Below are 13,554 nucleotides of genomic sequence, written 5' to 3'. Positions count from 1 at the left end.
ACCGCGGCTCCAGTACGGTGATCCGCCATGAGCACGAGCAAGAAGCAGGGCGTCACCACGGGTTCGGGCGGGAAAGGGGGGAACCGGAAGCTGCTGAAATGGTTCATCGGCGCGGTCGTCGCGGTCGTCGCGCTCGGTTTCGCACTCGCCGGCTGCTCCCGGGTCAGCACCCGGCCCGACGAGGTGATCCTGCACTACGCGGGGGGCACGTTCGAGGCGATCGCCTTCGATAGGTGCATCAACCCCTCCAGCGGGGCGACCCTGCTCGGACCGGGGGACACCGCCTACTCCTACCCCTTCGGCCAGCGGACCTTCGACTTCTCCGGGTCCGAGGACTCGGAGTCGCGGCCCATCTCGATCGTCTCCAGGGACAACGTGGAGATGCAGGTCGCCGGTTCGGCCACGTTCACGCTGAACACCGACTGCCGCACGCTGCGGCATTTCCACGAGCGGATCGGCCTGAAGTTCGGCGCGTACTCCAAGGAGAGCGGGTCATCCTCCAGCGGCTGGGACAAGATGCTGAACTTCTACTTCAAGCAGCCCCTGGACCGCGCCATGGACGCCGCCTCGCAGGAGTTCGAGTGGCGCAAGCTGTTCAACGATCCGGCCGTCAAGCAGCAGTGGGAGCAGCGCGTCGGGCAGCTCGCCCGGCAGTTCATCAAGGAGACCGCGGGCGCGGACTACTTCTGCAGCCCCAACTTCGGCGGCGCCGGAGACTGCGGCGACGTCGTCCTCACCATCCAGAAGCCCGAGCCGCCGGAGTCGCTGGTCAACGCCCTGGCGGCCGAGCAGGCGGCCAAGGCCGAGAACATCGCCCAGGCCCAGCGCAACGCCAAGGTCCGCACCGAACTGGAGTCCATCAAGGACCTGGTCGGCGTCCTCGGACCGCAGGGCGCGGTGCTGTGGAAGGCGATCCAGGACGGCAAGGTCGAGGTGATCCCCGTCCCGCAGGACGGCAACATCACCATCAGCCCCCGCCGCCGTTAGGAGGCCCTGGCCTGGCCCCGCACCTCGATGGAGCCGAGCAGATCGGCGGTGGCGGCCGTCACGGCGGCCACCGCCCGGTCGAAGGCTTCGGCGTTGTGCGCGGCCGGGGTCCGGAAGCCGGAGATCTTCCTGACGTACTGCAGGGCGGCGGCGCGCATCTCCTCTTCGGTCACGGTCTCGGTGAACGGCGGGCGGAGCGTCTTGATACTACGGCACATGTTCCCATCATGCAGGGTCGTCGGGACCGGTTCATGCAGGGTCATTGGGCCGGTCGGGATTCGCGCGCGGCGCCAGCTCCGTCCCGAACTCGTCGGCGATCTTCCGCATGCCCCCGGCCAGCTCGGCGCGGTCCAGCGCGTCGATCCGGTCGGCCGGGCCCGACACCGACATCGCCGCCACCACCCGGTCGCCGTCGTGCACGGGCACGGCCAGGCAGTGCACGCCCAGTTCCTCCTCGCCCAGGTCGAGCGCGTAGCCCTCGGCCCGGACGCGGTCCAGGGCGGCGAGCATGGCGGCCCGGCCGATGATCGTGTTGGTGGTGCGCCGCGGGGTGCCGGTCCGGTCGATGAGCGCCACGACCTCCTCGTCCGGCCGGGCGGCGAGCAGTACCTTGCCCACCGCCGTACTGTGCGGCAGCACCCTTCGTCCCACCTCCGCGAACATCCGCAGCCGCCGGGGCGAGGGCACCTGGGCCACGTAGACGATGAAGTCGCCTTCGAGCACGGCCAGGTTGGCGGTCTCGCCGGACAGCTCCACCAGACGGGTCAGGTACGGCTGAGCCCACTCGCCGACCATTCCCTGAGCCACTCCGCCCAGTCGTACCAAGGCCCCGCCGAGCGCGTACCGGCGGTCGGACTCCTGGCGCACGTAACCGCGGGCGAGCAGCGTGCGCAGCAGCCGGTGGATCGTCCCGTACGGCAGCGTCGTACGGGCCGCCAGCTCCGAGATGCCCGCCTCGCCGCCCAGTTCGGCCAGCGACTCCAGCAGGTCGAGCGCCCGGCCGACACTCTGCACCTCGCTCACGCCGGCACCCCGAGCCGCAGGCCGCGCAGCGAGGCGTCCAGGACCTGCACGGTGTGCGCGACCGGGATCTCCGCCTCGCCCATCCGGCGCAGCGCCGCCGTGATCTGCATGGTGCAGCCGGGGTTGGCCGAGACCAGGACGTCCGCGCCGGTCGCGAGCACCCGCGCGGCCTTGCGCTCGCCCAGCTCCCGCGCGGCCTGCGGCTGGAACAGGTTGTAGGTGCCCGCCGACCCGCAGCAGATCGACGATTCGGCGATCTCCTTGACCGTGAGCCCGGGGATGCCGTTCAGCAGTGCGCGCGGCTCGGCGCGGACGCCCTGCGCGTGCGCCAGGTGGCAGGCGTCGTGGTAGGCCACCGAGATCGGCAGCGGGTGGCGCTCGGCCACCGGTCCGAGCCCGGCCAGGAACTCGCTCACGTCCACCGTGCGGATCGCCCGTGCCCGTCCGGCCCAGGCGGGCTCGGCGGCGAGCACGTCCGCGTAGTCCTTCATGGTGGAACCGCAGCCCGCCGCGTTCACCACGATCGTGTCCACTCCGGCCCGCTCGAATGTCTTTATCGTCCGTTTGGCGAGCCTGATCGCCTGCGCCTCCTGGCCGGAGTGCAGCGACAGCGCCCCGCAGCAGCCCTGGCCCGGCGGGATGACCACCTCGCACCCCTCCATCGCCAGCACCCGCGCCGTGGCCGAGTTGACCTGCGGGAAGAACTCGCCCTGCACGCACCCGGTGAGCATTCCGACCACCGCCCGCCGTTCGCCGCGGGCCGCCACCCGGCGGGGCAGGCGGACCCGCGCGGTGACGGACGGGGCCAGCTCCGCCATCGCGGCGAGCGACGGGTTGACCTCCGCCAGCCGCGGCGCGATCCTGGCCCGCAGCCGCCCGCTGAGCCGCAGTGGCAGGCGCATCGCGCGAAGGCGCCGAGGGTAGGGGAACAACGAGAACACCATGGCCCGCAGCGCGCGGTCCTCCGGCTGCCTGACGTGCTCGCGTTCGACCTCGGCGCGGGTCTGCTCGATCAGCCGGTCGTAGCGCACGCCCGACGGGCACGCGGTCACGCATGACATGCACCCCAGGCAGGCATCGAAGTGCCCGGCCATCTCCGGGGTGATCGGGGTGCCCTCGACGTGCTGCTTCATCAGGTGGATCCGCCCGCGTGGGGAGTCCATCTCCTCGCCCCACAGCACGTACGTCGGGCATGCCGGCAGGCAGAACCCGCAGTGCACGCAATCCTTGATCAGCTCGGGGTCCATCGTCGTCCCTCCTCCGCCTCGGATGTCTCCGGCGACACCTCAGATGCCTCCGACGAACCGGCCGGGCGACATCCGGCGCCCGGGGTCCAACCGCTCCTTGACCCGGCGCATCAGCGTCAGCGCCCCGGTCTCGCCCCATGGATCGAGCCGGCGCATCAGGGGCTCGGGCGCGGCGACGACGATGAGCCGGCCGTCGATGGCCGCGCGCACGGCGCTCACGAAGCCGCTGAGGCCCTCATGGGCCGGCAGGGCGATGCGGAGCACCCCCGAGGCCGCCGCGCCGCTCACGCGCGGGCTCAGGCCCGCCCGCTCGGCCGCGTCGCGCACGGTGAGCAGCGCCGTGGCCAGGCTCGCGGGCGGCACCCGCAGCTCGAGCAGCGCCCCATCGGCGTCGTCCTCGTACTCCGGATACTCCGGCGGGAGCGCCGCCGCCTCGCCCAAGGGGAGCAGGGCGGCGGCACGCCGGTCGGCGGCCGTGCCCTCGATCAGGGCGGACACGGTCAGCGGCGCGCCGGGGTCGGGCCAGTCCAGCTCGACGGCGCTCGGCTCGGCCTGGGCGGCGGCGAGCGCGGCGACGAGCGCGCGGGCGGCGTGCGGGTCCGGCGCGGTGAAGGCGATCCAGCGGCGCTGGGCGGGCAGTGGGTGGAGGCGGAACGTGGCCTCGGCGATGACGCCGAGCGTGCCGTAGGAGCCGGTGAACAGCTTGCCCAGGTCGTAACCCGCGACGTTCTTGACGACCCGGCCGCCGGACCGGGCCACCGTGCCGTCGGCCAGTACGACCGTGATGCCGATCAGCAGGTCGCGCGCCGTGCCGTACCTGAACCGCCGCGGGCCGGCCGTCGCGGTGGCCAGAGTGCCGCCCACGGTGGCGCCCGCCATCGGGACGTCAAGTGCCAGCTCCTGGCCGCTTCGCGCGAGCAGGCCGGCCAGCGCCTCCATGGTCACTCCGGCCTGGGCGCGGACCACCAGGTCACCGGCCGCGTGATCGGGCGCCGCGGCCAGGCAGCAGGTGTCGAGCAGCAGGTCGCAGCGCTCGGGCGGCGGGCCCCAGTGCAGCTTCGTGCCGCCGCCGACGGGGAGCACGGCGAGGTCGTGCCCGGCCGCGGCGCGCAGCACCGCGGCGATCTCGTCGGTGGACTCGGGCAGCGCGACCCAGCTCGGGCGCAGCCCGGCCACCTCATCGCCGGGACCGCCGTCGCGTATCGTCACCCCGATCTTCTCCAGGGACGCCGCGGCCTCGCGCCGGGACTCCTGCGCGCCGGACATCAGAACTGCTCCGCCTTCCCGGACGCGACCAGCGGATGGACGCCCTTGCGCACGCCGGGGACCTCCCCGCACAGGCGGGGGGTCGGGAAGACCTTCCCCGGATTGGACAGCCCGCGTGGGTCGAACGCGCAGCGGACGAGTTGCATGGTGTCCAGGTCGTCTTTTGAGAACATTCTCGGCATATATCGGGCCTTATCAACTCCGACGCCGTGCTCGCCCGTGATGGATCCGCCGTTCTCCACGCACAGGTCGAGGATGCGGGCCGACACCAGTTCGGCCCGCTCGCCCGCTCCCGGCTCGGCGTCGTCGAACAGCACCAGCGGGTGCAGGTTGCCGTCGCCCGCGTGGAACACGTTCGCCACCCGGATGCCGTGCTCGGCCGACAGCCGGTCGATGCCCGCCAGCACCCTCGGCAGCGCCGTGCGCGGCACCACGCCGTCCTGGACGATGTAGGCCGGGCTGATCCGCCCGACCGCCGCGAACGCCGACTTGCGGCCCTTCCAGATCGCCGCGCGCTCCTCCGGGCCGTCGGCGGTGCGCAGCTCGAAGGACCCGCTCTCCTCACAGATCCGGGTCACCGCGGCGAACTGCCCGGCGACCTCGGCGGCGGGGCCGTCCAGCTCCACGATCAGCACCGCGGCCGCGCCCTGCGGATAGCCGCACCGGACCGCGGCCTCGGCCGCCTCGATGGCCAGCGCGTCCATCATCTCGATCGCGGCGGGCACGATGCCCTCGGCGATGATCCGCGAGACGGCCAGCCCGCCCGTCTCGACGTCGCGGAACGCGGCGAGGAGCGTGATCACCGACTCGGGCGTGCGGCTCAGCCGTACCGTGATCTTGGTCGTCACCCCGAGCGTGCCCTCCGACCCGACGAAGGCCCCGGCCAGGTCGTATCCGGGATCGCGGGTGTCGAGGGTGACGATGTCGCCGTCGGGCGTGACGATCTCCAGCGCCTCGACGTGGTTGACCGTGAAGCCGTACTTCAGGCAGTGCGCGCCCCCGGAGTTCTCCGCGACGTTGCCGCCGATCGAGCAGACCTGCTGGCTGGAGGGGTCGGGGGCGTAGTAGTAGCCCTGGTCGCGAACCGCCTCGGTGATCGCCAGGTTGGTGACGCCGGGCTCCACGACCGCCCGGCGGTTGGGCAGGTCGATCTCCACGATCCGCCGCATCCGGGAGGTCACCAGGAGCACTCCGTCGGTCCTGGGCAGCGCGCCCCCGGACAGGCCCGTCCCCGCGCCGCGCGCCACGAACGGCACGCCGTACTCGTTGCACAGCCGCACCACGGCGGCCACCTGCTCGGCCGTCTCCGGCAGCACCACGACCCCCGGCGTGGCGCGGTGGTAGGTGAGGCCGTCACATTCGTAGGTGCGCAGCCGCACGGGATCGGTGATCACGGCGTCCGCCCCGAGGACGCCGGCCAGTCTCCCGGGCAGCACGTCGGCCATTTCGGTCACGATGGCTCCTCCTCCCTTTCCATCCTCCTGCAACGCCAGGGTGGACGCACCCGGCGAGGGACCCTCGCCCGCGCGGCGAAGATCCCTCGTCCGGGACGGGCGGATCAGGGCATGCGAGCGTAGGCCGGAAGGGTGAGGAAGTCGGTGAAGTCGTCGTCCAGGGCGACCTCCCTGAACAGGGCGGCGGCCTCGGCGAAGCGGGCCTCGTCGTAGCCGGGCTCGGTACGGATCTTGGTCAGCTCCTCCTCGATGACCCGCTCCACCAGGGCGCGGGTGACCGTGATCCCGGTGTCGGACAGCTCGATGTCGTTGTGGATCCACTGCCAGACCTGGGACCGGCAGATCTCGGCGGTCGCGGCGTCTTCCATCAGGTTGAAGATCGCCACCGCGCCGCTGCCCGCCATCCAGGCGGCGAGGTAGCGCAGTGCGACGTTCACGTTGGCGCGCAGCCCGGCCTCGGTGATCTCGCCGGGCGTCTGCGAGACCGCCAGCAGGGCCTCGGCGGTGACCTGAACGTCGTCGCGCAGCCTGTCCACCTGGTTGGGCCGGTCGCCGAGCACGCCGTCGAAGACCTCACGGCAGATCGGGACGAGGTCGGGGTGGGCCACCCACGAGCCGTCGAAGCCGTCTCCGGACTCCCTGGTCTTGTCGGCGCGGACCTTCTCCAGCGCGACCTTGTTGACCTCGGGGTCACGCCGGGAGGGGATGAACGCCGCCATGCCGCCGATGGCGTGGGCGCCGCGCCGGTGGCAGGTGCTGACCAGCAGCTCGGTGTATGCGCGCATGAACGGCGCGGTCATCGTGACGGCGTTGCGCTCGGGCAGCAGGAACTCCCGCCCTCTGGTGCGGAACTTCTTGATGACGCTGAACAGGTAGTCCCAGCGGCCGGCGTTCAGCCCCGCGGAGTGCTCGCGCAGCTCGTAGAGGATCTCCTCCATCTCGAACGCGGCCGGGTAGGTCTCGATGAGCACGGTCGCCCTGATCGTGCCGTGCGGGATGTCCAGGGCCTCCTGGGCCCGGACGAACACGTCGTTCCAGAGGCGGGCCTCCTGGTGCGACTCGATCTTGGGCAGGTAGAAGTACGGGCCGCGGCCCTTGGCGATCTGGCGGCGGGCGCAGTGGAAGAAGTACAGGGCGAAGTCGAACAGCGACGCCGAGACGGGCGCACCGTCCACGAGCAGGTGCTTCTCGTCCAGGTGCCAGCCGCGCGGCCGCACCACGACGGTGGCGAGTTCGTCCTCCGGGCGCAGGGCGTAGGTCTTCTCGCCGGCGGAGAAGTCGATCGTGCGGTCGAGCGCGTCACGCAGGTTGAGCTGGCCGTTGACGCAGTTCTCCCAAAGCGGGGAGTTGGCGTCCTCGAAGTCGGCCAGCCAGACCTTGGCGCCGGAGTTGAGCGCGTTGATGGTCATCTTCTTGTCGACCGGACCGGTGATCTCCACCCTGCGGTCCACCAGGCCGGGCGCGGGGTCGGCGACCCGCCAGGCGTCGTCCTCACGGATCTGTTTGGTCTCCGGAAGGAAGTCGAGGGTCGCGCCGGCCGACAGCTCCGCCTGCCTCGCCTGGCGCGACTGGAGGAGTTCGGTGCGGCGTGGCCCGAACTCGCGCTGCAGCGCCGCCGTGAACGCCAGCGCCTCGGGCGTCAGGATCTCGTCGAACCGGTCCAGCATGGGGCCGGTGATCTCCACACTGTCCATGGCCTCCCCTTTGGGTTTTCCGTAGAATGGAAACTGTCTTCTGGATTATGGAAGTGACGCTACTTCATGCCGCTGAGACGTCAACGAGGGACCCCTGACTTTCCGGGCTACCCCGGACATTTCATTCAGGGGTGATCCCGGGGGACGGGTGGGGGACTCCCCGATGGGCACGAAGCCGTGATCCGCGCCAAGCTGATCGCGGAGACACAGTCGGCGACTCCGAAGAGACGAGGGTTTGGAAGATGAACAGGTACGCCGTAGCGGGGGCGGTCCTCGGAACCGGGCTCATCCTGGCCGGTTGCGGAGTGGGCGGATTCGGCGGGCCCGAGAAGGAGGACGTGGCCAACTACGACATCACCGAGAAGATCGCCCAGATGCAGGTGGAGACGGGGGCGGGCGACATCATCATCACGGAGTCTGACCGCAAGGGGATCAAGGTCACCGAGACGATCCACTGGCGCGGGCAGAAGCCCAAGGCCGAGCACCCGGTCAACGGCGACAAGGTCACCCTTCGCTACGACTGCCCCCACGGGATCGGGGTGACCACCTGCTCGGTGGACTACCGGGTGGAGATCCCCAAAGGGGTCGCGCTGACCCTGAACACCGGCTCGGGGAACATCACCCTGCGCGCCGCGTCCGGCGGGGTGACCGCCAACACCGGTTCCGGCGACATCGAGGCGGCGGGCCTGACGGGCAAGTCGGCGCTGGTGGAGACGGGGTCGGGCAACGTGCAGTTCAAGTACACGGCCATCCCGGACGAGGTGGAGGTCGAGACAGGGTCGGGCGATGCCACGGTGTACGTCCCGGACGGCAGGTACGACGTGAAGCTCGACGTGGGCTCGGGCTCGGAGAAGGTCGAGGTGGCCCAGGACAGGTCCGTCCCCAACAAGCTGACGCTGACCACGGGCTCCGGGAACGCGTCGGTCTTGAAATCCTGACGGCCCGCGAAGATATCCGGATGAACGCCGGGCTAAGACGTGTCACCATCGGGGAAGACACCACGGTGTCCGAGCGTTCTCCTCACAGAGATGACCTATATGCCGAACGATTCCCGTACCCGGTTCACCCGTGACAGCGCCCGCGAGTGGGACGACCTGGAGCTGATCTCCCAAATCACCCCTGAGGCGGGCGAGCTCGACCTGGAAGACCGCCAGGCGCTCCGCCGCGTGGCGGGGCTCTCCACAGAGCTGGAAGACATCACCGAGGTCGAGTACCGCCGGCTCAGGCTGGAGCGTGTCGTCCTGGTGGGCGTGTGGACACAGGGCACGGCCGCTGACGCGGACAACTCTCTGATGGAGCTGAAGCTGCTGGCCGAGACGGCGGGCTCAGAGGTCCTGGAGGGCCTGATCCAGCGCCGCCAAAAGCCCGACCCGGCGACCTACATCGGCTCGGGCAAGGCCGTGGAGCTGCGCGACGTCGTCGCCGCGAGCGGCGCCGACACCGTGATCTGCGACGGCGAGCTGACCCCTGGCCAGCTCCGCCAACTCGAAGAAGTGGTCAAGGTCAAGGTGATCGACCGGACCGCGCTGATCCTGGACATCTTCGCCCAGCACGCCAAGAGCCGCGAGGGCAAGGCCCAGGTCGAACTGGCCCAGCTCGAATACCTCATGCCACGGCTGCGCGGCTGGGGCGGCAACCTGTCGCGCCAGGTGGGCGGCCGGGCCGCGGGCGGCGTCGGCATCGGCGGCCGTGGCCCCGGTGAGACGAAGATCGAGCTGGACCGGCGGCGGATCCGCACCCGGATGGGCAAGCTGCGCCGCCAGATCGGCGAGATGTCCACCGCGCGCGAGACCATGCGCACCCGCAGGCGCGAGCGTGAGGTCCCCGCGGTAGCCATCGCCGGCTACACCAACGCGGGCAAGTCCTCCCTGCTCAACCGCCTCACCGGAGCCGGCGTGCTGGTGGAGGACGCGCTGTTCGCCACGCTCGACCCGACCGTACGGCGCTCACGCACGGCCGACGGCAGGCTCTTCACCATCGCCGACACCGTGGGGTTCGTCAGGCACCTGCCGCACCAGCTCATCGAGGCGTTCCGCTCGACGCTGGAGGAGGTCGCCGACGCCGACCTGATCCTGCACGTCGTGGACGGCTCCCACCCCGACCCCGAGTCCCAGCTCGCCGCGGTACGCGAGGTGCTGAGCGACGTCGACGCGGGCGGCATCCCGGAGATCGTCGTCATCAACAAGGTCGACGCCGCCGACCCGGTGGCGCTCGCCGCGCTCATCGCCAAGGAGCGCGGCGCCGTGGTGGTCTCCGCCCGGACCGGCGCGGGCATCGACGAGCTGATGGCCGTCATCGAGCGCGAGCTGCCCAGGCTGGACCACGAGGTCCGGATGCTGGTGCCGTACAACAGGGGCGACCTGATCTCCCGTGCCCACACGGAAGGCGAGGTGCTGTCCGTCGAGCACACCGGCGACGGCAGCATCCTGCACGCCCGGGTGCTGCCCAGCCTCTTCGTGGAGCTGGAACGGCACGCCAAGCCGGTGGAGATCGTAAGCTGAGACGGGGTCCTTCCGGGGCCGAGAAGCGAGAAGGTGGCCCGGAAGGGTCCGTATTGCTACTATTAGCCAAACCTTTCGACACGATTCTGGCGCGGGTTTCGTATGTCGGCTGTTGTGAGTTCTGATGCTGGTCCGCCAAGATGTGGCCTGAGATGCGCTGTCGCGCCGGCGAGCAAGGCGGGACGACCGGCCGCCCCCAGCGGGAGAGCGCTAGATCGACAGGGCGTTCTTCGCGAATAACCCTGTACACCGAGCCGACCTGTGAAATAACGTAACTGAACTGAAATCGCCGGATCATGATCACGGCGATACGGTCACCGCACAACCTCAAGCGGATGAGAGCAGGAGACCCCCGATGTCGTCCGGAATGCGAGCGGGCCCTCTTGGCGCGATGGCGCCCGAGCGAGCCGGGGCACCGCTCACCCTCGGGGTGCCCGACCGGGCGGTGATGCGATGACCGTTCGCCTGCTGACCAATATCGGTCGGCTCTGGACCGGGAACGACGTCTGCAGCAACGCCGCGATCCTGGTCCACAACGATCGCATCGCCTGGGTGGGCCGCGCGGCCGACCTGCCGCAGAGCGTGCCCGGAGTCGTCGACGACATCGTCGACGTCGACCACGTGGAGAACCTCGGCGGTGCCCTGGTGACTCCCGGCCTCATCGACGCCCACACCCATCCCGTCTACGCGGGCAACCGCTACGCCGAAATGGCGATGCGCTCCGGCGGCTCCTCGTCGAGCGCCATCAACGCCGCGGGCGGCGGCATCGGCTCCACCGTCACGGTGACCCGCGGCACCGATCCCTGGACTCTTTGCAACGGCGTACGCGAGCGTCTGCGCGAATGGCTGCTCAACGGCACCACGACCGTCGAGGCCAAGACCGGCTACCACCTCACCCGCGACGGCGAGCTGGCCGACATCCGGCTGCTGCGCGAGCTGGAGAAGGAGCCGATGATGCCGCGCATCCACGCGACCTTCCTGGCCGCCCACGTCGTGCCGCCCGAATACTTCGGCCGCCAGCGCGACTACGTGGAGGCGGTCGGCTCCTGGTGCGGCGACGCCGCGGCGGCCGGTGCCGACAGCGTGGACGTCTACTGCGACGAGGGCCACTTCACCACCGAGGAGGCGCGCTGGGTGCTCGCCTCCGGCCGCAACGTGGGCCTGCTGCCGCGCATCCACGCCGGCGCCTACAGCAGGCGCGGCGCCGTCCAGCTCGCGGCCGAGCTCGGCTGCGCCTCCGCCGACCTGCTGCACCACACCTCCGACGAGGACATCGCGGTCCTCGGCCGCTACGGCATCCCCGCCGTCGTCTGCCCGGCCACCGCGATGCAGCACGGCATGGGCGCCATGCCGCCGGTCCGGCGCATGATCGCCCAGGGCGTTCCGATCGCGCTCGGCAGCGACCACAACCCCGGCCACTGTGGCATCACCTCGATGGCACTGGTGATCAGCCTGGCCGTGTCCGCCTTCGGCATGAGCGTCAACGACGCACTCCGCGCCGCCACCCTCGGCGGTGCCACCGTCCTGAGCGCCCCTGACCGCGGCGTCCTCGCCCCGGGCCGCCTCGCCGACATCGTCCAATGGGACGCCGACCACGAGGGCGCCTTCGCCTGGTCCTTCGGCCTCAAGCCCAAGCGCGTCTGGAGCGGCGGCACCCCCGTCCAGTAAGGGATCACCCGGCAAGTACATGGGGCTGCTTTCTCAGCCGGTACGTCTCGCGACCCGACCCTGCCCCCTCTCTTCCAGTTCACCCGGGACCCTGGCCCTTCTCCGCCCTGCACCCTCGATGGGGGTCGCCCCAGCGCTCCTCTTCAGGAGTCCCCGATGGCTCATGCAGGCACCCGAATCCGCCATCTGGCCGGCCCACGCCACCCTCATGTCGGCGGCCCCCCATGACCGCCCTTCCGGCTTGGGCCGCCCCAATCGGCGGCGACACCGACACCGATATTGGCGTCGGCGTCGTCCGAGTACCGCAGCTCGCCGATTGCCATGACCCCGAGGTGTGATCCGGTTCGGCGCGGGTCGTCGTCATGTGTTGCTCGTGTGAACTGGCGCCTATGGTCTGCGCCTGGGTCAGGGGCGGCGCGGTTTTCGATGTTGGTGTCACAGGCCGGCGGTTGCCGCAGTGGTGGTCTGGTTTGCTGCTGTGGGTGCCGTGGGCGTCATGGTCCAGAGGTTCGGCTGCGTGATCTTGATGGCTTCTGCAGATCCGATCGGCAGCGACGCGGGCACCGATAGCCAGCATCCTACCGCTACCGCAGCGCTGGCGTTTGATCCGCATTTTGCTGCTGTAGGCGTGGCAGCAAGCCGTTGTCCACAGGCTTGATCGCGGGAGTCGGCAGGGTTATCCCCAGAATCGCATTCGGCGCCGAAGCGGCGGCCGATTGCCGCCTAACGTGCGCTGCATGGCGAATATGCGATCTGCCCGCACGACTCCAGAGGCGAGACTGCAGGCCCTCCTGCCTCCATCTCAGCGCACTCGGCCGCAAGCGGACCACCAGCAGGCGAGGCCGAAGGCGCCCGAGTGGGGCTGGCCGTCAGCGAGCGGGCCAGGCCAGGTCGGGCCGGCAGCGGCCGGGGTGCAGGAGCGAGTCCAACGGGACGATCCCACTCGAAAAGGTGGGACGGGGCAGCTGCCCCTGGTGGATACGGCTCCGACGACCGGGGTGCGGCCGGGTGGGCTGGAAGGGTTGCCCCGGACGCATCCCGCTCGGGCCGGCGCGGCGGAGGCATTCGCTCGGGAGGTTTCGGCTTGGACGGGCGTGCCCGATCGGCAGAAGCCTGCAGAGGGGCACCGGGCCGCTTCGGAAGGGTTCCCGTTGACTCAGGCCAGCGAAGCGGAGCTGATGGCCGCGGGGGAGGCCCTATGGGGGCAGCAGGCGCAAGGGTGGGACTGGGCCTGGCCCGAGGCCATGGAGGCGCACGAGCGGCTACAAGGGTCAAGAGAGAAGAAGCGGGAGAAGGCCCGGCGTAAACGAGAGAAACGGGCAGGCCCGACGCCAGCGCGTGGCGGCCTGCGAGCACGGCTTAGACGCCGCCGGTCCGACGACTTCACCCATCATGAGGAGACCGACCTCCCCAACGCGCCGGTGAATATCAGAAGCCGCCCTGCTGAGCCGGCGGGCCTTGGGGACACCCCGGACGAGCGGGCGGGCTCCGATCTTCCCGATGAGCCCCCGACCCTGAGGGATCAGCCCGGTGGGTCAGCGGACTTTGGACGTGTCCCAGATGAGCTGACGAGCTCTTGCGATCGTCCTGTTATGTCGGCTGGCTTTGGAGGTCGCTCCAATGGGTTGGCGATGCCCGGGGGCATTCCGGGCGAGCCGGTGGATGTCAGTGATCTTTCCGATGAGTTGTCGGGTATCGGCGGTCGGTCCGGGGG

General features: G+C 70.4%; 11 protein-coding genes. 4 read left to right on the top strand and 7 right to left on the bottom strand.

Annotation, left to right across the window (positions count from 1 at the left end; translation table 11 throughout):
* Window positions 1-27 precede the first annotated feature (27 nt).
* Window positions 28-987: an SPFH domain-containing protein gene (locus tag C1I98_RS08950; RefSeq protein WP_111166607.1), complete on the top strand. Its 960-nt coding sequence runs from the start codon at window positions 28-30 to the stop codon at window positions 985-987.
* Here the strand turns inward: C1I98_RS08950 and C1I98_RS08945 are convergent.
* The 6 genes from C1I98_RS08945 to aceB all read right to left on the bottom strand — a co-directional run bounded on the left by C1I98_RS08945 (window position 984) and on the right by aceB (window position 7,671).
* A complete protein-coding gene (locus tag C1I98_RS08945) occupies window positions 984-1,205 on the bottom strand; it encodes a DUF2277 domain-containing protein (RefSeq protein WP_111166606.1) in 222 nt (73 codons plus the stop codon). The genes C1I98_RS08950 and C1I98_RS08945 overlap by 4 nt on opposite strands.
* Window positions 1,206-1,236: 31 nt before the next feature.
* Complete coding sequence (locus C1I98_RS08940; RefSeq protein ID WP_199536816.1) at window positions 1,237-2,001, bottom strand: IclR family transcriptional regulator; 765 nt, start codon at window positions 1,999-2,001, stop codon at window positions 1,237-1,239.
* A gap of 5 nt (window positions 2,002-2,006) precedes the next feature.
* Window positions 2,007-3,257: a (Fe-S)-binding protein gene (locus C1I98_RS08935; RefSeq protein ID WP_111166604.1), complete on the bottom strand. Its 1,251-nt coding sequence runs from the start codon at window positions 3,255-3,257 to the stop codon at window positions 2,007-2,009.
* Between the two features lie 39 nt (window positions 3,258-3,296).
* Entirely contained in the window at window positions 3,297-4,523 is a 1,227-nt protein-coding gene (locus C1I98_RS08930) for an FAD-binding oxidoreductase (RefSeq protein ID WP_111166603.1), read from the bottom strand.
* On the bottom strand, window positions 4,523-5,968 hold the full coding sequence (locus tag C1I98_RS08925; RefSeq protein ID WP_111166602.1) for an FAD-linked oxidase C-terminal domain-containing protein: 1,446 nt from the start codon (window positions 5,966-5,968) through the stop codon (window positions 4,523-4,525). Before C1I98_RS08925 ends, C1I98_RS08930 begins: the two co-directional genes overlap by 1 nt.
* Before the next feature lie 113 nt (window positions 5,969-6,081).
* Window positions 6,082-7,671 (bottom strand): malate synthase A, encoded by a 1,590-nt coding sequence (gene aceB, locus C1I98_RS08920; RefSeq protein WP_111166601.1) that lies wholly within the window; start codon window positions 7,669-7,671, stop codon window positions 6,082-6,084.
* Between the two features lie 242 nt (window positions 7,672-7,913).
* On the opposite strand from aceB, the gene C1I98_RS08915 reads away from it, so the two are divergent.
* The 3 genes from C1I98_RS08915 to hutI all read left to right on the top strand — a co-directional run bounded on the left by C1I98_RS08915 (window position 7,914) and on the right by hutI (window position 11,840).
* Window positions 7,914-8,609 (top strand): DUF4097 family beta strand repeat-containing protein, encoded by a 696-nt coding sequence (locus C1I98_RS08915; protein WP_111166600.1) that lies wholly within the window; start codon window positions 7,914-7,916, stop codon window positions 8,607-8,609.
* A gap of 99 nt (window positions 8,610-8,708) precedes the next feature.
* Complete coding sequence (hflX, locus tag C1I98_RS08910) at window positions 8,709-10,172, top strand: GTPase HflX (protein WP_111166599.1); 1,464 nt, start codon at window positions 8,709-8,711, stop codon at window positions 10,170-10,172.
* 453 nt (window positions 10,173-10,625) lie between these two features.
* Window positions 10,626-11,840, top strand: a complete 1,215-nt coding sequence (gene hutI / locus C1I98_RS08905; RefSeq protein WP_111166598.1) for an imidazolonepropionase — start codon at window positions 10,626-10,628, stop codon at window positions 11,838-11,840.
* A 435-nt stretch (window positions 11,841-12,275) separates the two neighbouring features.
* Here hutI and C1I98_RS44940 read toward each other — a convergent pair whose 3' ends face one another.
* Window positions 12,276-12,404: a hypothetical protein gene (locus C1I98_RS44940; protein WP_267898027.1), complete on the bottom strand. Its 129-nt coding sequence runs from the start codon at window positions 12,402-12,404 to the stop codon at window positions 12,276-12,278.
* Between the last annotated feature and the right edge of the window lie 1,150 nt (window positions 12,405-13,554).

Source organism: Spongiactinospora gelatinilytica (genome assembly GCF_003236385.1).
In the GTDB taxonomy this organism is placed as follows: domain Bacteria; phylum Actinomycetota; class Actinomycetes; order Streptosporangiales; family Streptosporangiaceae; genus Spongiactinospora; species Spongiactinospora gelatinilytica.
This window is presented reverse-complemented; position numbering and strand designations above follow the sequence as displayed.

Excerpts from the sequence above, each read along its gene's own strand:
- C1I98_RS08945 (WP_111166606.1), bottom strand. The coding sequence starts at position 1,205 with ATGTGCCGTAGTATCAAGACGCTCCGCCCGCCGTTCACCGAGACCGTG.
- aceB (WP_111166601.1), bottom strand. The coding sequence starts at position 7,671 with ATGGACAGTGTGGAGATCACCGGCCCCATGCTGGACCGGTTCGACGAG.
- C1I98_RS08930 (WP_111166603.1), bottom strand. The coding sequence starts at position 4,523 with ATGTCCGGCGCGCAGGAGTCCCGGCGCGAGGCCGCGGCGTCCCTGGAG.
- C1I98_RS08925 (WP_111166602.1), bottom strand. The coding sequence starts at position 5,968 with ATGGCCGACGTGCTGCCCGGGAGACTGGCCGGCGTCCTCGGGGCGGAC.
- C1I98_RS08950 (WP_111166607.1), top strand. The coding sequence starts at position 28 with ATGAGCACGAGCAAGAAGCAGGGCGTCACCACGGGTTCGGGCGGGAAA.
- hflX (WP_111166599.1), top strand. The coding sequence starts at position 8,709 with ATGCCGAACGATTCCCGTACCCGGTTCACCCGTGACAGCGCCCGCGAG.
- hutI (WP_111166598.1), top strand. The coding sequence starts at position 10,626 with ATGACCGTTCGCCTGCTGACCAATATCGGTCGGCTCTGGACCGGGAAC.
- C1I98_RS08915 (WP_111166600.1), top strand. The coding sequence starts at position 7,914 with ATGAACAGGTACGCCGTAGCGGGGGCGGTCCTCGGAACCGGGCTCATC.
- C1I98_RS08935 (WP_111166604.1), bottom strand. The coding sequence starts at position 3,257 with ATGGACCCCGAGCTGATCAAGGATTGCGTGCACTGCGGGTTCTGCCTG.